This is a genomic window from Pseudomonas arsenicoxydans (genome assembly GCF_006438915.1).
GTDB classification, from domain to species: Bacteria; Pseudomonadota; Gammaproteobacteria; order Pseudomonadales; family Pseudomonadaceae; genus Aquipseudomonas; species Aquipseudomonas arsenicoxydans_A.
Genome location: NZ_RCZE01000002.1, coordinates 36,042 through 54,008, shown reverse-complemented (window position 1 = coordinate 54,008; position 17,967 = coordinate 36,042). Strand labels below are relative to the sequence as shown.

The 17,967-nt window shown below is 60.4% G+C and carries 12 protein-coding genes; 8 read left to right on the top strand and 4 right to left on the bottom strand.

The genetic code is table 11. From position 1 onward, the window contains the following. Positions 1 to 7: 7 nt before the first annotated feature. Together araD1 and EAH78_RS03635 are read left to right on the top strand one after the other, a co-directional pair. Positions 8 to 1,003: an AraD1 family protein gene (gene araD1, locus EAH78_RS03640; protein WP_140665791.1), complete on the top strand. Its 996-nt coding sequence runs from the start codon at positions 8 to 10 to the stop codon at positions 1,001 to 1,003. 20 nt (positions 1,004 to 1,023) lie between these two features. Beyond that, the gene (locus EAH78_RS03635) at positions 1,024 to 2,604 is read left to right on the top strand and encodes an aldehyde dehydrogenase (NADP(+)) (RefSeq protein WP_140665788.1); all 1,581 of its coding nucleotides are present in this window, start codon (positions 1,024 to 1,026) and stop codon (positions 2,602 to 2,604) included. A 123-nt stretch (positions 2,605 to 2,727) separates the two neighbouring features. Here EAH78_RS03635 and EAH78_RS03630 read toward each other — a convergent pair whose 3' ends face one another. Continuing rightward, the gene (locus EAH78_RS03630) at positions 2,728 to 3,636 is read right to left on the bottom strand and encodes a DMT family transporter (RefSeq protein ID WP_140665785.1); all 909 of its coding nucleotides are present in this window, start codon (positions 3,634 to 3,636) and stop codon (positions 2,728 to 2,730) included. 157 nt (positions 3,637 to 3,793) lie between these two features. Between EAH78_RS03630 and aceK the strand changes: the two genes are divergently transcribed. The 5 genes from aceK (at position 3,794) to EAH78_RS03605 (ending at position 12,196) form a co-directional block, all read left to right on the top strand. Further along, complete coding sequence (gene aceK, locus EAH78_RS03625) at positions 3,794 to 5,512, top strand: bifunctional isocitrate dehydrogenase kinase/phosphatase (protein WP_140665782.1); 1,719 nt, start codon at positions 3,794 to 3,796, stop codon at positions 5,510 to 5,512. Between the two features lie 248 nt (positions 5,513 to 5,760). After that, a complete protein-coding gene (gene hrpA / locus EAH78_RS03620) occupies positions 5,761 to 9,672 on the top strand; it encodes an ATP-dependent RNA helicase HrpA (RefSeq protein ID WP_140665779.1) in 3,912 nt (1,303 codons plus the stop codon). A 413-nt stretch (positions 9,673 to 10,085) separates the two neighbouring features. Then, positions 10,086 to 11,207 (top strand): beta-ketoacyl-ACP synthase III, encoded by a 1,122-nt coding sequence (locus EAH78_RS03615; RefSeq protein ID WP_140665776.1) that lies wholly within the window; start codon positions 10,086 to 10,088, stop codon positions 11,205 to 11,207. A 144-nt stretch (positions 11,208 to 11,351) separates the two neighbouring features. Beyond that, positions 11,352 to 11,966 (top strand): RNA polymerase sigma factor, encoded by a 615-nt coding sequence (locus tag EAH78_RS03610; protein ID WP_140665773.1) that lies wholly within the window; start codon positions 11,352 to 11,354, stop codon positions 11,964 to 11,966. Beyond that, positions 11,960 to 12,196, top strand: a complete 237-nt coding sequence (locus EAH78_RS03605; protein ID WP_140665770.1) for an anti-sigma factor family protein — start codon at positions 11,960 to 11,962, stop codon at positions 12,194 to 12,196. Before EAH78_RS03610 ends, EAH78_RS03605 begins: the two co-directional genes overlap by 7 nt. 132 nt (positions 12,197 to 12,328) lie before the next feature. Here the strand turns inward: EAH78_RS03605 and EAH78_RS03600 are convergent, their stop codons facing one another. Then, complete coding sequence (locus EAH78_RS03600; protein WP_140665767.1) at positions 12,329 to 13,660, bottom strand: putative porin; 1,332 nt, start codon at positions 13,658 to 13,660, stop codon at positions 12,329 to 12,331. Positions 13,661 to 13,941: 281 nt separating this feature from the next. Here EAH78_RS03600 and EAH78_RS03595 point away from each other — a divergent pair, with 281 nt between their 5' ends. Further along, positions 13,942 to 15,066: a GNAT family N-acetyltransferase gene (locus tag EAH78_RS03595; protein WP_140665764.1), complete on the top strand. Its 1,125-nt coding sequence runs from the start codon at positions 13,942 to 13,944 to the stop codon at positions 15,064 to 15,066. 15 nt (positions 15,067 to 15,081) lie between these two features. Here EAH78_RS03595 and aqpZ read toward each other — a convergent pair whose 3' ends face one another. Together aqpZ and EAH78_RS03585 are read right to left on the bottom strand one after the other, a co-directional pair. After that, positions 15,082 to 15,780: an aquaporin Z gene (gene aqpZ / locus EAH78_RS03590; RefSeq protein ID WP_140665761.1), complete on the bottom strand. Its 699-nt coding sequence runs from the start codon at positions 15,778 to 15,780 to the stop codon at positions 15,082 to 15,084. Between the two features lie 339 nt (positions 15,781 to 16,119). After that, complete coding sequence (locus EAH78_RS03585; RefSeq protein ID WP_140665758.1) at positions 16,120 to 17,952, bottom strand: ABC transporter ATP-binding protein; 1,833 nt, start codon at positions 17,950 to 17,952, stop codon at positions 16,120 to 16,122. Between the last annotated feature and the right edge of the window lie 15 nt (positions 17,953 to 17,967).

Here is a 17,967-nt window from a genome sequence, read left to right as displayed (position 1 = left end):
GGCCGTCATGCGCCTGATTCAATTTGAAAATACTGCCGGCGAGCGCCAGGTCGGCCTCGTCGAGGGTGCACAGGTGCAGGTGCTCAAAGGCACCACCAGCACCCGTGAACTGGCCCTCACGGCAATCCGCGCCCAGCGCAGTCTGCAAGACGAAGTCGCCCGACGCGGCACCGAGCCAGGTCCCGATTACGCGCAACTGTTACAGCAAGGCAAAGTCCTGCCCCCACTGGACCACGAAGATCCTGCTCATTGCCTGATCAGCGGCACTGGCCTGACCCATCTGGGCAGTGCCTCTGCGCGGGACAAAATGCACCAACAGGACGGCGCCGTCGAAGCCGGCATGACCGACACCATGCGCATCTTCAAGTGGGGCCTGGAGGGAGGCAAACCGGAGGCCGGGCAGGTCGGCGCGCAGCCGGAATGGTTCTACAAGGGCGACGGCAGCATCGTCGTGCGTCCCGGCGCGGACTTTCCAGTGCCGCCGTTTGCCGAAGACGCCGGTGAAGAACCCGAGTTGACCGGCCTTTATGTCATCGGCGACGACGGCCAGCCGTATCGCCTCGGTTATGCGTTGGGCAACGAGTTCTCCGACCATGTGATGGAGCGGCGCAATTACCTGTACCTGGCGCATTCGAAATTGCGTTTTTGCTCCTATGGTCCCGAGCTGCGTGTCGGTGAATTGCCCCGGCATCTGGCCGGCACCAGTCGCATCACGCGCAACGGCGAAACCATCTGGGAGAAAGAGTTTCTCAGCGGCGAAGACAACATGTGCCACAGCCTCGCCAACCTCGAGTTCCATCACTTCAAATACGCGCAGTTCTTGCGCCCCGGTGATGTCCATGTGCACTACTTCGGCACCGCCACGCTGTCGTTTGCCGACGGAGTGAAAACCCAGCCGGGCGATCACTTCCAGATCAGCCTCGATGAATTTGGTGCGCCATTGGTGAACGGTATTGGCGAAAGCGCCCAGCCTTTGCCTATTGGTCAGGTGCGTGCGCTTTAAGCCTTCTAAAGGAAACCCTCATGACATTGCCACTGGGACACAATTACATCGGCGGTCGCCGCAGCGCCAACGGCACGTTGCAACTGCAAAGCCTTGATGCGACAACAGGCGAACCGCTGCCGGGCACATTCTTTCAGGCGTCCGAAGCCGAAGTGGATGCCGCTGCCAAAGCCGCGGCCGCCGCTTACCCGGTCTACCGCAACCTGAGCGCGGAAAAGCGCGCCCGCTTCCTCGACGCCATCGCCGATGAAATCGATGCCCTCGGCGATGAGTTCGTCGCCACCGTGTGCCGCGAAACCGCGCTGCCGGCCGGGCGAATTCAGGGGGAGCGGGGGCGCACCAGCGGTCAGATGCGTTTGTTCGCCAAGGTCCTGCGTCGCGGGGATTTCTACTGTGCGCGGATTGATCGGGCGCTGCCGGAGCGCCAGCCATTGCCGCGTCCGGACCTGCGTCAGTACCGCATCGGTTTAGGGCCGGTCGCGGTGTTTGGTGCGAGTAACTTTCCGCTGGCGTTCTCCACGGCCGGTGGCGATACCGCGTCGGCCCTGGCCGCCGGTTGCCCGGTGGTGTTCAAGGCGCACAGCGGTCATATGGCGACGGCCGAGTGGGTGGCGGACGCGATCATCCGTGCCGCCGAACGCACGGAAATGCCGGCCGGCGTGTTCAATATGATCTACGGCGGGGGCGTCGGTGAGTGGCTGGTCAAGCACCCGGCGATTCAGGCGGTGGGCTTCACCGGTTCGCTCAAGGGCGGCAATGCCCTGAGCCACATGGCCGCGACCCGGCCGCAGCCGATCCCGGTGTTTGCCGAGATGTCGAGCATCAACCCGGTGTTCCTGTTGCCCGAAGCGCTGGCGGTACGCGGCGAGCAAATCGCTGCACAATTGGCCGGATCGGTGACCTTGGGGTGCGGTCAGTTCTGCACCAATCCCGGCCTGATCATTGGCCTGCGTTCGCCGCAGTTCAGCACCTTCCTGGAAACCTTCTGCGCCAGCATGAACCAGCAACCGGCGCAAACCATGCTCAACGCCAGTGCGCTGGTCAGCTACAGCCGGGGCCTTGGCGAATTGCACGAACATCCGGGGCTGACGCATCTGGCGGGCCGGCCGCAGCAGGGCAATCAAGCACAACCGCAGGTGTTCCAGGCCGATGTCAGCCTGTTGCTCAAGGGTGATGAACTGCTTCAGGAAGAAGTTTTCGGGCCGACCACCATCGTTGTAGAAGTCGAGAGCCTTGCGCAGTTGGCGGAGGCGCTGCAGGGGTTGCGCGGGCAATTGACGGCGACGTTGATTGGCGAGGACGAGGAACTGCTGGAGTACCGCTGGCTGGCGGAAATGCTTCAGGAGAAGGTCGGACGGATTCTGCTCAACGGCTATCCGACCGGGGTCGAGGTGTGCGAGGCGATGGTGCATGGCGGGCCGTATCCGGCGACGTCCGACTCGCGGGGGACATCGGTGGGGACGCTGGCAATCGATCGGTTCCTGCGGCCGGTGTGTTTCCAGAATTATCCGGATGCGTTGCTGCCCGAGGCGTTGCAGAACGCTAATCCGCTGGGGATTCGGCGGTTGGTGGATGGCGAGGTGAGTCAGTCAGGTTTGTAGTGCCTGGGCGATCGCCTTCGCGAGCAAGCCCGCTCCCACATTCGACCGCATTCCAACTGAAGGAATCGGGCCAAATGTGGGAGCGGGCTTGCTCGCGAAGGCGTCATCAGCAACACCGCCAAACTACTTGGCAGTCACCTCAGCCACTTTCACCACCGCTGGCTTCAGCACCAGCCACAACGCCGCCGCAATCAACACGCCGCCATAGATATGCGCCATGGACATCGGCTCATCCAGCAACAACGCCCCCCACAACACCCCGAACGGCGGGATCAGGAAGGTCGTGGTCATCGACCGCACCGGCCCGACCGAGCTGAGCAAGCGGAAGTAAATGATGTACGCCAGCGCGGTACACACCAGCCCCAACCCCAGCAACGACAACCAGACATTCCAGCCACCCCAGCTCGCGGGCGGTTGGCTGATCACGCTGTAGCCAAACAACGGCAACAGAAACAACGTCGCCCCGAGCATGCTGCCCAGCGCGGACAAACGGCTGTCGAGACCGCCGGCCTGATCCAGCCAGCGGCGGGCAAGGAAACCGGCGAAGCCGTAACACGTCGTGGCCATCAGGCAGGCGAGGGCGCCCATCAGCAATTGCAGGTCGAACGCGACCGGACCCGCGCGGGTCAGCACGCCCACACCAAACAATCCAAGGAATACCCCGCCAAGCTTGGCGGCGGTGAGTCGTTCATGGAAGAACAACCCGCCAATCAATACGCCCATCAGGGGTGTGGTGGCGTTGAAGATCGCCGAGTATCCGGCCGGCAGCACTTGGGCGGCCACGGAGTACAAGGTCGCCGGAATCCCGGAGTTGATCACCCCGAGCAGCATCACGGTCTTGAGTTTGCCTTTGAAATCCCAGCTGATGCGCATCAGCCCGAGAATAATCAGCAGGCCGGTCGCAGCAATCGACACGCGGAAAAACGCGGTGGGGATTGTGCCAATCACTGGGGCGATGATGCGCATGAACAGAAAACTCGCACCCCAAATGGCCGCCAGTGACAGTAAACGGACGATATCGACGGGGTTCACGCTGCTCTCCTTCCTTGCTGGGGACGAGAGTGTTGCCGAGTGCCTGATTGATGGCAACCGAAAAACGGGCAAATAACTGCAGCGAAAAATTACGCTTCTCCTGCACCCGGTTCACTGGCTAAGCTCAGGGCTCACGAATTCCCGCAGAGGTCTCACCATGCCGCAGCAATGGCCAGCCGCCGATATCGCCCGAATGATCCTCGATGGCTTTGACGATTACCGCGAGCATTTCCGTCAGATCACCGATGGCGCGCGAGCCCGCTTCGAGCAGGCCCAGTGGCAGGAGACGCAAGTCGCGTCCGCCGCGCGGATCAATCTCTATGAAGAAAAAGTCAGTGAAACCGTCGAGCGACTGCGTGTCGCGTTCGACAGCGACACGTTGGACGTGAGCTGCTGGCCGCTGGTCAAAAGCGCCTACATCACGCTGATCGACCTGCGTTTCGACGATGAACTGTCCGAGACCTGGTACAACTCGATTTTCTGCGGATTGTTCAGCCACGACCTGATCAGCGACGGCTGCATGTTCATCCATACCACCCGCCCGAGCCTGCGCCGGGCCCGCGCCGCACAAACCCGTACGTACAAACCTCAGGGGCAGTTGTCCGGCATGCTCGCGAGCATTTTTGCCGACTACCGCTTCAGTGAGGATTACGCCGACCTGGCTGGCGACCTGAGCCGCCTCGAAGCGCAACTGCGCGAGAACCTGCCGGACTGGGTGTGCAAGGACCCGGAGTTGAGCGTCGAACTGTTTTCCTCGGTGCTCTACCGCAATAAAGGCGCGTACCTGGTCGGGCGCATCTACACCCGCGACGAGCAATGGCCGCTGGTGATTCCGCTGCTGCACCGCGAAGGTCGCGGAATTCAGATCGATGCGCTGATCACCGATGAAGCGGACGTGTCGATCATCTTCTCGTTCACCCGCTCGTATTTCATGGTCGACGTGCCGGTGCCGGCGGAGTTCATCGGTTTCCTCAAGCGCATCCTGCCGGGCAAGCACATCGCCGAGCTGTACACCTCGATCGGTTTCTACAAACACGGCAAGTCCGAGTTCTATCGGGCGTTGATCAATCACCTGGCCAGCACCGACGACCAGTTCATCATGGCCCCCGGCGTGCGCGGCATGGTCATGAGCGTGTTTACCCTGCCGGGTTTCAACACCGTGTTCAAAATCATCAAGGATCGCTTCTCGCCGTCGAAGAACGTCGACCGCGCCACGGTGATCGAGAAATACCGCTTGGTCAAAAGCGTCGACCGAGTCGGACGCATGGCCGACACCCAGGAGTTCGCCGATTTCCGTTTCCCGTTGAGCAAGTTCGATCCGGCGTGCCTGGAAGAATTACTCGAAGTAGCCGCGTCCACCGTGTCGGTGGAAGGTGACACGGTGTTGATTCGCCACTGCTGGACTGAACGGCGGATGACGCCGTTGAACCTGTACCTGGAAAACGCCAACGAGGCTCAGGTGCATGAGGCGCTGGAGGATTACGGCCTGGCGATCAAGCAACTGGCGGCGGCGAATATCTTTCCTGGCGACATGCTGCTGAAAAACTTCGGCGTCACCCGCCACGGTCGCGTGGTGTTTTATGACTATGACGAAATCTGCTTTTTGACCGAGGCCAACTTCCGCCACATCCCGCAACCGCGTACGCCGGAAGACGAGATGGCGTCGGAGCCTTGGTATTCGATCGGGCCGCTGGATGTGTTTCCCGAGGAGTTTCCACCGTTTTTGTTTGCCGATTCCGGGCAGCGCAAGTTGTTCGATCAGTTACATGGCGAGTTATACAACGCCGATTACTGGAAAAGCCTGCAGGAGGCGATTCGGGCGGGGAAGATCATCGACGTGTTCCCGTATCGGCGCAAAGGCTTCGATAACGAATAACACCCCAGATTGAGCACCCGGGGCGAGGGGCTTTTGTGGCGAGGGAGCTTGCTCCCGCTGGAGTGCGAAGCGCTCCCGAATCGGCAATCGCGGTTTAACTGATTAATCGCATCAGCTTGACTGCGACTGCTGCGCAGTCGAGCGGGAGCAAGCTCCCTCGCCACAAAAGCAGGTTGCATTCGTCGTCGTGTACCCAAATCTGCGACAATCGCCACCCTGCGCCACTAGACGACTGAATTGCGTACCCGATGACCGACGAATCGCCCTCCATCGACAAACTGCTGAAAAACCTCGATCACGCCATGCTCGCCGACCGCCACCGGCTGCGACGGCAGTTGCTTGAGCTGCGCAAGAAACCCGACGAGGCCAAGCTGGCCCTGTGGGTGACGCGTATGCAGGCGTCCTGTGATCAGGTGTTGGCGCGGCGCGCCAGCCTGCCGGTGATTCGTTACGACGACAGTTTGCCAATCGCCGCCAAGCGCGACGAAATCAAAGAAGCGCTCCTCAAACATCAGGTGCTGATCATTGCCGGTGAGACCGGCTCGGGTAAAACCACCCAGTTGCCGAAGATCTGCCTGGAAATCGGTCGCGGCCAGCATGGCCTGATCGGCCACACCCAGCCCCGTCGAATCGCTGCGCGCAGCGTGGCCAGCCGGGTGGCTGACGAACTGGCGACGCCATTGGGCGCGCTGGTCGGCTATCAGGTGCGGTTCGAGGATCAGAGCGATTCCAACACCCTGATCAAACTGATGACCGACGGCATCCTGCTGGCGGAAACCCAGAACGACCGATACCTCGAACGCTACGACACGATCATCGTCGACGAAGCCCACGAACGCAGCCTGAACATCGACTTCCTGCTCGGTTACCTGAAAACCCTGCTGCCGCGTCGCCCGGACCTGAAAGTCATCATCACCTCGGCGACCATCGACCTGGAGCGCTTTTCCAAGCACTTCGACGATGCGCCGATTGTCGAAGTCTCCGGTCGCACCTTCCCGGTGGACACCTGGTATCGCCCGCTGACCCTGGAGCAAGACGAAGAGGGCAACCGCGTCGAGGATGACTTGACTGTTGATCAGGCGATTCTCGCCACCCTCGACGAAATCGCCGCGTTCGAACGCAGCGAACGCAAGAGTCCCGGCGATGTTCTGGTGTTCCTGCCCGGCGAGCGCGAGATTCGCGACGCGGCGGACATGCTGCGCAAGGCCCAGCTCAAGCACACCGAGATTCTGCCGCTCTACGCACGACTGTCGCCGGCCGAACAGCAGCGGATTTTCCAGTCACACCCAGGCCGCCGCGTGGTGTTGGCGACCAACGTCGCGGAAACCTCGCTGACGGTGCCGGGCATTCGTTACGTGATCGACAGCGGCACCGCGCGCATCAGCCGTTACAGCTACCGCGCCAAGGTCCAGCGCCTGCCCATCGAAGCCATTTCCCAGGCCAGCGCCAACCAGCGTAAAGGTCGCTGCGGGCGGGTCGAGCCCGGCATCTGCATCCGCCTCTACGGTGAAGACGATTTCATGGGGCGCCCGGAATTTACCGACCCGGAGATCCTGCGCACCAACCTCGCCGCTGTTATTTTGCAGATGCTGCACCTGCGCCTCGGCGAGATTACCGATTTCCCGTTTATCGAACCGCCGGACGGCAAGGCCATCAGCGACGGTTTCAACCTGCTGCAAGAGCTCTCGGCGGTGGACCGCAACAGTCAGCTAACCCCGCTGGGGCGCAATCTGGCGCGTTTGCCGGTGGACCCGCGCATGGGTCGCATGCTGCTGGAAGCGGCAAAACTCGGCAGCTTGCAGGAAGTGCTGATCGTCGCCAGTGCCATGTCGATTCAAGACCCGCGTGAACGTCCGCCGGAGCGTCAGCAAGCGGCGGATCAGGCCCATGCACAATGGAAAGACGTGGACTCGGACTTCGCCGGGCTGGTCAATCTGTGGCGCGGTTTTGAAGAACAGCGTCAGGCGCTGACGGCCAGTCCGTTGCGCAATTGGTGCCGCAAGAATTTCCTAAATTACCTGCGATTGCGCGAATGGCGCGACTCGCACCGCCAGTTGAGTCTGATCTGCCGCGACATGCAGCTGACCCTCAACAAAGAGCCGGCGGATTACCCGAAACTGCACAAAGCCGTGCTCTCGGGCCTGCTCAGTCAGATCGGCCAGAAAACCGATGAAGGCGATTACCTGGGCGCCCGTCAGCGGCGTTTCTGGATTCACCCGTCATCCGGTTTGGGCAAGAAGCGTCCGCAATGGCTGATGACCGCCGAACTGGTGGAAACCACCAAACTCTATGCGCGCATGGTCGCGAAGATCGACGCCGACTGGATCGAGCCGCTGGCCGGGCACCTGATCAAGAAAAACCACTTCGAGCCGCATTGGGAGAAGAAGCGCGGTCAGGTCGTGGCGTTCGAGCAGATCACGTTGTTCGGGCTGATCGTGGTCGGTCGCCGGCCGGTGCATTACGGGCCGATTGATCCGGTGGTGTCCCGTGAGTTTTTCATTCGTGAAGGCCTGGTGCGCGGCGAGATTCAATCCAAGGCGAAATGCCTGACGGCTAACGCGCAACTGCTGGAACAACTCGACGAACTGGAAGCCAAGGCCCGTCGCCGTGACATTCTCGCGGACGAAGAAACCCTGTTCGCCTTCTACGATGCGCGATTGCCTGCGGAGATTCACCAGACTGCGACGTTCGACAGCTGGTACCGGGTCAACAGCCAGAAAGACCCACAGCTGTTGATCATGCGCGAAGAAGACGTGCTGGCCCGCGAGGCCAGCGAAGTCACTGCGCTGCATTACCCGGACACCTTGCACATTGGCGATCTGGAACTGTCGTTGAGTTACCACTTCGAGCCTAACCACCCACGCGATGGCGTGACCCTGCGCGTGCCGGCGCCGTTGCTGCCGATGCTGCCACCGGAACGTCTGGAGTGGCTGGTGCCGGGGGTGATCGAAGCCAAGTGCATCGCGCTGGTGCGCAACCTGCCCAAGGCCTTGCGCAAGAATTTCGTGCCGGTGCCGGACTTCGTCAAAGCCGCGCTACAGCGCATGACCTTTGCCGAGGGCTCGTTGCCACAAGCGCTGGGCCGCGAATTACTGCGCATGACCGGCGCGCGGGTCAGCGATGAAGCATGGGCGGAAGCGGCGCAGCAGGTCGACAGTCATTTGCGGATGAACCTGGAAATCGTCGACGGCCAGGGCAAGTTCCTGGGCGAAGGGCGTGATCTGGCCGAGCTGACCGCGCGTTTTGCCGAAGCCAGCCAGGCGGCGTTGGCGGTTCCGCAAACCGCGAAAAGCCAACAACCGGTGGAAGCCAAAGTCTTTGCCGCGGTCGCCGAGAAAACCCAGCAGAAGATCGCCGGGCTGTCGATGACGGTCTATCCGGCGCTGGTGGAAGAGGGCGGCACGGTCAAGGAAGGGCGTTTCTCGACGCCGGCCGAGGCCGAGTTCCAGCATCGTCGCGCGTTGCAGCGTTTGCTGATGCAGCAACTGGCGGAACCGGCGAAATTCCTGCGCGGCAAATTGCCGGGGCTGACCGAACTGGGCCTGATGTACCGCGACATGGGCCGCGTCGACAGTCTGGTGGAAGACATTCTGCTGGCCAGTCTCGACAGCTGCATTCTCGATGGTGAAGACCCTTTGCCGCGCGATGGTGCCGGGCTGGCGGCGTTGGCCGAGCGCAAGCGTGGCGGCTGGACTGAGCACGCCGAGCGTCTGGCGAAGCTGACCCTGGAAATTCTCAAGCTGTGGCATGGCCTGCAAAAACGCTTCAAGGGCAAGATCGACCTGGCCCAAGCCGTGGCTTTGAACGACATCAAGCAGCAGCTCAGTCACTTGGTGTATCCCGGTTTTGTCCGTGAAACGCCGATGGCGTGGCTCAAGGAATTGCCGCGTTACCTGAAAGCGGTCGAGCAGCGTTTCGAGAAAATCGCTGCTCAGGTGCAACGTGATCGGGTGTGGAGCGGCGAATTGTCCGGCCTCTGGACCCAATACCAGACCCGCGCCGGCAAACATGCCCAGGAAGGCAAGCGCGATCCGCAACTGGAGCTGTATCGCTGGTGGCTGGAGGAATACCGGGTTTCGCTGTTCGCCCAGCAATTGGGGACCAAGGTACCGATCTCCGATAAACGCCTGAACAAACAGTGGACTCAGGTCGAACCCTAGAACCGGGGCTCACCACAAACCCTTGTGGGAGCGGGCTTCTGTGGCGAGGGGGCTTGTCGGAACGCCGCATCGCCCCGTCCGGCTGCGTAGCAGTCGTAAACCTGCTCACTCAGTACAACTGATAAACCGGGGTCCCGTAACGGGGCGGCTTCGCCACCCAACGGGGGCAAGCCCCCTCGCCACACTGGCTCCCACATTCGACAGGCGCTTTATCCAGCAAAAGGCGCCAAAATCTAACGTTTATGGCAAACTTCGCGCCTATAAACGCCGGCCCCGCGGTTTTGAGCCTTTCAAGGTCCGGGCGCAACGGAATAAAGCGATGCCTGGTTGGCTTCCCGTGACGGGAACGGACCCTTTGTGTGTTGGTACGTCGGTGCCAATGCTTTCTGCCTGAACAGATTAGAGAAACGACCATGCATAACGTCGTCATCAGCGGCACCGGCCTGTACACCCCGGCCAACAGCATCTCCAACGAAGAGCTGGTGCAGTCTTTCAACGCCTACGTCGCGATATTCAACGCCGACAACGCCGAGGCCATTGCCCGTGGCGAAATCGAAGCGTTGACCGAGTCCAGCGCGGCGTTTATCGAAAAAGCCTCCGGCATCAAAAGCCGCTTTGTCATGGACAAGGACGGCATTCTCGACCCGCATCGCATGGCGCCACGCCTGCCGGAGCGCTCGAACGACGAATGGTCGGTGCTCTGCCAAATGGCCATCGGCGCTGCCGAACAAGCCTTGCTGCGCGCCGGCAAGACCGCCGCGGACATCGACGGCGTGATCGTCGCCTGCTCCAACCTGCAACGCGCCTACCCGGCCATCGCCATCGAAGTCCAGGAAGCGCTGGGCATCCACGGCTTCGGTTTCGACATGAACGTCGCCTGCTCCTCGGCAACCTTCGGTATCCAGGCCGCCACCAACAGCGTGCAACTGGGCCAGGCCCGGGCGATCCTGATGGTCAACCCGGAAGTCTGCACCGGTCACCTGAACTTCCGCGACCGAGACAGCCACTTCATCTTCGGTGACGCGGCCACCGCCGTGATCATCGAACGTGCGGACCTGGCGACGTCCCAGTACCAGTTCGACATCGTCAGCACCAAGCTGCTGACCAAGTTCTCCAACAACATCCGCAACAACTTCGGCTTCCTCAACCGCGCGGCGGAAGAGGGCGTCGGTGCCAAGGACAAACTGTTCGTGCAGGAAGGCCGCAAGGTGTTCCGCGACGTCTGCCCGATGGTCGCCGAGCTGATCGCCACGCACCTGGATGAGAACACGCTCAACATCAGCGACGTGAAGCGCTTCTGGCTGCACCAGGCCAACCTCAGCATGAACCACCTGATCGTCAAGAAACTGCTGGGTCGCGAGGCCACCGAAGAAGAAGCACCGGTGATTCTCGACACCTACGCCAACACCAGCTCTGCCGGTTCGGTGATTGCGTTTCACAAAAACCAGGATGATCTGGCCGCCGGTTCGCTGGCCGTGCTCAGTTCGTTTGGCGCCGGTTATTCGATTGGCAGCGTGATTCTGCGCAAGCGTTGAGCCAAACCTTTTTCCGTTGGATAGTGAGGACGTTTCCTACAGTCGAAACCGTCAGGACACTGTAATTTTCGGGAATGACGGCAGGACTGCGCCGCGGGCGAAGTCCTGCCGTCGTCATTTTCGACGTCTGAACAAGGGGATGGATTGATGGCGGCTGACGATTCGCAACTACTTGAGCGATTACTGGCCGGAGAGCAAAAGGCTTTCAAAGAATTAGTCAGCACCTACCAGAGCGCCATGCGCGCGGTGGCCTATGCGATTGTGGGCAGCCGGCATGCCGACGAAATCGTCCAGGATGCGTGGCTATCGGTGGTGCGTAACCTGAGCAAATTCGAGGCGCGTTCGAGCCTCAAGACCTGGTTGCTGACCATTACCGCCAATGCGGCAAAAGGTCGATACAAACAAAACCGTCGTGAAGTGCTCCTCGATGACCTGCCGTCACCCCATGGCACCATCGATGATGATCGTTTCTCGTCCGGTGATGGTCATTGGCTGGTGGCGCCGTTTGCCTGGCATCAGGACACCCCGGAAGCGCTGCTGACCGAAAACGAGCTGCGCGAATGCCTGGAACACACGCTACTCAGCCTGTCGGAACTGCAAAGCAGTGTGTTATTACTTCGCGAGCGTCAGGGGCTGGAGTTGGAAGAGATCTGTAATCTTCTGGAAATCTCGCTCTCCAATGTTCGTGTGCTGCTGCATCGGGCACGGTTGAAGGTCTTCGCGACCGTAGAACATTTTGAGGAAACCGGCGAATGTTGACCTGTAAGGAACAAGTGGCCCGTTCCAGCGATTATCTCGATGGCCAGTTAAGCTTTCGCGAGAAGTTGATGGTGCGCCATCACTTGATGTTCTGCCCTAATTGCCGGCGGTTCATTCGTCAGATGCGGGTGATGCAGGCGACATTGCGCGCCATGCCTGAAGACGCTGTGCCGGACGCTGATACGTTGGCCGAACGTCTGGCTGCCGAACGTCGCAAGGACATTCCGTAGCAGAGAGGATTGATGGCAGGGCAAGAAACAGGCTCGCGTGGATGAGTCAAACGGATGATGGGGATCAACCCATCCACGCCAGTCTGTAAAAGCAACCCGGGCTTCCTTGCCCGAGTCGTATTGCGCGGTAAATCAGAACTTCGCTTCAGCATCCAGTTGCAGGGTGTTGATGTCCGAATCTTTCTTGTTGATGCTGGCGTTGGTCTGGTCAGACGTCGCCATGTAGTACGTCGCGCCCAGGTTGAAGTTTTTGTCCAACTCGTAGCTCACTTTCAGCTTGCTGCCGCGCGAACCGGTAAAACCGTTGGCGAAGTCGGAGTCGGTGAAGGCGCCAACCACCGAATTCTGCTGTACATCCCGGTAGTTGTAGTCCACTGCGAAGCCGTAGAGCTTTGTCTTGACGCCGGTCAACCAGCCCGTGTCCTGGTCGTTGCTCGCGTCTTTGTTGTTGACGTACTGACCGTAGAACGAGAGCGGTACTGGCAGGTTGTTGATGTCGAGCTGACCAAAGCCTTCATACAGTTTGAAGCGTTCGTTCGGGCTGTTGCCGTTGACGGCCAGGGCGCATGGCGCGGTGACGGTGCCTGTGGTCGGGCAGGCACTGTTCGCGTCGTTGTCGTACGAATAGATACTGCCGCCCAAGGTCATTTTCAGGCTGTCGGTGATGGCAAAGCGCGCACCCAACTGGCCAGCGTACAGACGCAAGTCGTGTTTGAACTGCACTCCTTCGCCGTCGACGTTGTCCTTGAGGGTGTAGTGACCGGCACTGCCGAACAGTTCGGTGCTGCCGCTCAGCGGGTACTTGTAGGACGCTGACAGGCCTTCCGGGTTGATGTCGCTATCCCAGATGATGTCGCCCATGCTCACCCATTGTTGTGGCATCTTGCCGCCAACGAGGTGCAGGTTTTTGATCGCGTCCGGGTGGTAATCGACGTAACCCTGGTCCAGCCAGATCTGCTTCTTGTCGAAGTAGTTGTTCAGGTCCTGGTTGGTGGAGCGAGCGTCGTCGTTGCTGCCGGTGGCGATACGGATACCGGTGTCGACTTGCGGGTTGATTTCGCTGTAGGCACCCAGGCGGGCACGAATGCGCTGACGGTTCTGGTCTTTGTTGTTGGGAACGCCATCGTTCTGGACAGTTTCCTGCCGGAAGCGAACGTCACCCTTGAATTGGGTCTTGGCTGCCCATGCGAGTTTCTGGTCGAAGGCGCTCAGTGTGTCGGTTTTCTTCGCAGTTGCTGCGATCTGCTCGTTTGTCTCTTGCTGAGCCTGACGGGCGATTTGCTGGTCTTTCTGATCCCGGGCCAGTTCGGCTTGCAGTTCGCCGTACTGTGCGTTGGTAATCGAGCCGTTAGCCTTGAGCATGTCGAGCAGTTTGGCGTCGACTGCGGCGCTGGCCGGAACGCTCATGGCCAGCAGTAGCCCGCCACACAGGGCCGCCGCAGTTTTCGTGGAAGCAAGACGCATATCAATCTCCGAAGATGAGAGTGGATGACTGAGCCATCCAGGGCACAACCGACCATTGATGGACGAAAACAGTGGCCGGGTAATAACCAGGCGCTCTAAAAACAGGCGCCAGTATCGCGATGGTTTATGACAGAGCAGTGGCTAAGTGATGGCGTCTTGATGACGATCCAAAGGCTGTTTGAACTTTTCCTTCGCGGGTCTGACGGCGAAACACGGGTGTGGAATGGATGGCGATAGGCGATACTCGCGAGGCTTTCACGCAAGAAGTGGAGATGAAGTTGATGCCGCTGCAACGTTTGGAAAATCTGTCCGAAATCGCCCCGCACATCTGGGATGCACTCGTTCCCGAGCGCCAGCCGTTTCTGCGCCATGCCTTCCTCAGTGCCTTGGAGGACAGCGGCAGTGTCGGCCCGCATTCCGGTTGGCAGCCCGAGCATTTGCTGCACATCGAGGGTGATCGGTTGATCGCCGCGCTGCCCAGTTATCGCAAGTGGCATTCCTATGGTGAGTACGTGTTCGATCACGCCTGGGCCGATGCCTGCGAGCGGGCCGGCATCGACTATTACCCCAAATTATTGACCGCCGTGCCCTTCAGTCCGGTCAGCGGCCCACGCTTGCTGGCGGCCAGCGTCGAGGACGGTTTCGAGCTGCTCAACAGCCTGCCGGGCTACCTTGAGATCGAAGGACTGTCCAGTGCGCACATCAACTTCACGGACCCGTTTACCGACGCTGCGTTGAGCGAACAGCCCGGTTGGCTACAGCGAATTGGCTGTCAGTATCACTGGCAGAATCGCGGCTATCGGGATTTTCAGGATTTCCTCGACGCGCTCAGTTCACGCAAGCGCAAGCAGATGCGCAAAGAGCGCGAGCAAGTGGCGGGGCAGGGCATTGATTTCGAATGGCTTGAAGGTCGGCAACTGGATCAGGCGCAGTGGGATTTCGTCTATGCCTGCTACGCCAATACCTACGCGGTGCGTCGGCAAAGGCCTTATCTGACGCGCGAATTCTTCAGCCTGCTGGCCGAACGCATGCCGGAATCGATTCGCGTGGTACTGGCCAAACAGGGCTCACGGCCGGTGGCCATGGCCTTCAGCCTGGTGGGCGGCGACAGTTTTTATGGTCGTTACTGGGGCTGCCTGGCGGAGTTTGATCGCCTGCACTTCGAGACCTGTTTCTATCAGGGTATGGATTATGCGATTGCCAACGGCTTTCAGCGATTCGACGCCGGAGCGCAGGGCGAGCACAAGTTGATTCGCGGCTTTGAACCGGTGATTACTCATTCCTGGCACTACCTGCGCCACTCCGGGCTGAAGGCGGCGGTGAAAGACTTTCTGCAGCAAGAGCGTGTCGGGGTGCTGGCCTATGCCGAAGAGGCGAGGACCGCCCTGCCTTATCGGCAAGACTGATCCTCGTCCGGGACCTTAAGTGTCTTCTTTGCCCAGCCAGCGATAAACCACGCCACCAATGACTGCACCCAGCAGCGGTGCGACCCAGAACATCCACAGTTGTTGAATCGCCCAGCCTCCGACAATCAGGGCCGGGCCGGTGCTGCGCGCCGGGTTGACGGAGGTGTTGGTGACCGGGATCGAGATCAGGTGGATCAGGGTCAGTCCCAGGCCGATGGCGATAGGGGCAAGCCCGGCCGGGGCGCGCTTGTCGGTGGCACCGAGGATAATCAGGATGAACATCGCCGTCATCACCAGTTCACAGACAAACCCGGCCGCCATGGAATAGCCGCCGGGGGAGTGGTCGCCGTAGCCGTTGGACGCCAGGCCCCCGGCCAGGTCGAAACCGGGTTTGCCGCTGGCAATGAAGTACAGCAACGCGGCTGCAATCACCCCGCCAATCACCTGCGCAATGATGTAGGCCGGCAGTTCCTTGGCCGGGAACCGTCCGCCGACCACCAGTCCCAGCGACACTGCCGGGTTGAGGTGACAACCGGAGATATGGCCGATGGCGAATGCCATGGTCAGTACCGTCAAACCAAACGCCAGGGACACCCCCAGCAAACCGATTCCCACATTCGGGAAGGCAGCGGCCAGCACCGCACTACCACAACCCCCCAACACCAGCCAGAACGTGCCTACTAACTCTGTCGCAGAACGTTTGAATAGAGACATGAGAGCGTGTCCTTTCGAGGTTTTACTGCCTATCGCATCCAGTAGATGGACTGCAGAACCATCTCCAGAACCTTGGCTGAGTACAGCAGGGTTTTTTGAGAATTCCAGTGCCCTAAAAAAACCGCCAGAGCCCGTGATTGAGAGGCTGTGGCGGTTTTTTGGAATGTTGAAGGTCTCCCGGCGGGAGATGAACGCCTGTGGAGCGAGCTCTGTGGCGAGGGGGCTTGCCCCCGTTCGGCTGCGAAGCAGTCGTAGCGGATTTTGGGGCCGCTTCGCGACCCAACGGGGGCAAGCCCCCTCGCCACAGAATCTCCCACATGGGGTTGGGGTGATTTTGGGTTAATCGATTCCTACAAAACCGCCGGTCTGGTGCTGCCACAGCCGTGCATACAACCCGCCATGGGCCAGCAGTTCGGCGTGGGTGCCGGTTTCGGCGATTCTGCCGTTTTCCAGCACCACCAACCGGTCCATCCGGGCAATGGTTGAAAGCCGGTGGGCTATGGCGATCACGGTTTTGCCCTGCATCAGGGTTTCCAGGCTCTCCTGGATCGCCGCTTCCACTTCCGAGTCGAGGGCCGACGTGGCCTCGTCCATGATCAGGATCGGCGCATCCTTGAGCAGCACGCGGGCAATCGCGACCCGCTGACGCTGACCGCCAGACAGTTTCACCCCGCGCTCACCGACATGCGCATCAAAACCGGTGCGGCCTTCGGCGTCGGACAGTAACGGAATGAACTCGTCGGCACGCGCCTTGTGTGCCGCTTCCCAGAGCTCGGCGTCGGTGGCGTCGGGTTTTCCGTACAGCAAATTGTCGCGGATCGAACGGTGCAGCAGCGACGTGTCCTGGGTGATCATGCCGATGCGCTCGCGCAGGCTTTCCTGGCCAACGTCGGCAATGTTCTGGCCGTCGATGAGGATTCGCCCTCCTTCTACGTCATACAGGCGCAGCAGCAGATTGACCAGGGTCGATTTGCCGGCGCCGGAGGGACCGATCAGGCCGATCTTTTCACCAGCCTTGATGTTCAGGTTGAGGTCGCCAATGATCCCGCTCTTCTTGCCGTAGTGGAAATCCACGTGCTCGAAACGCACTTCACCACGAGCAACGGCCAGCGGTTTGGCCTCGTCGCGATCGGTCACGCTGACCGGTTGCGAAATGCTCTGCAAGCCATCCTGAACCATGCCGATGTTTTCGAAGATGCCGGTGACCACCCACATGATCCAGCCGGACATGTTGACGATGCGGATCACCAGGCCCGTGGCCAGGGCAATCGCCCCAACAGTGATCAGCGACTGCGTCCACAGCCACAGGGCCAGGCCGGTGGTGGTGACGATCAGCAGGCCGTTCATGCTGGTGATGACCACGTCCATGCTGGTGACCACGCGGCCAGCCAGTTGGGCCTTCACTGTCTGCTCCTCAATGGCTTCCTTGGCGTATTGCTGTTCGAAATTGGTGTGGGCGAACAGCTTCAGCGTGGTGATGTTGGTGTAGCCGTCGACGATCCGCCCCATGAGTTTGGAGCGTGCATCGGACGACACCACTGAACGCTCCTTGACCCGTGGCACGAAGTAATAGAGCGCGCCCATGTACGCGGCGATCCAGCTCAGCAACGGGATCATCAGGCGCCAGTCGGCCTCGGCAAACAGCACCAGCGAACTGATCGCGTAGATCAGCACGTGCCATAGCGCGTCCACCGCCTGGACTGCCGAATCGCGCAACGAGTTGCCGGTCTGCATGATGCGCTGGGCAATGCGCCCGGCGAAGTCGTTCTGGAAGAAATTGAGGCTCTGTTTGAGCACGTAACTGTGGTTCTGCCAGCGGATCATGCTGGTCATGCTGGGGCTCAAGGTCTGGTGCACCAGCAGGTCATGCAGGCCGACGAACACCGGCCGCAGGATCAGCGCCACCACCGCCATCCAGGCCAGTTCGATGCCGTGTTCCTGGAATAAATTGACGTTGGGCGTGCCCTGGGCGAGGTCGATGATGCGGCTCAGGTAGCTGAACAGCGCGACTTCGATCAGCGCACCAAACAGGCCGACGATCAGCAGGGCGGCGAAACTCGGCCAGACCTGCTTCAGGTAATAGGTATAGAAAGGGAGAACCCGATCCGGCGGAGCCGCCGTCGGTGCATCACGAAAGACGTCGATCAGTTTTTCAAAACGGCGATAAAGCATCAGTTCTCCGCCCGC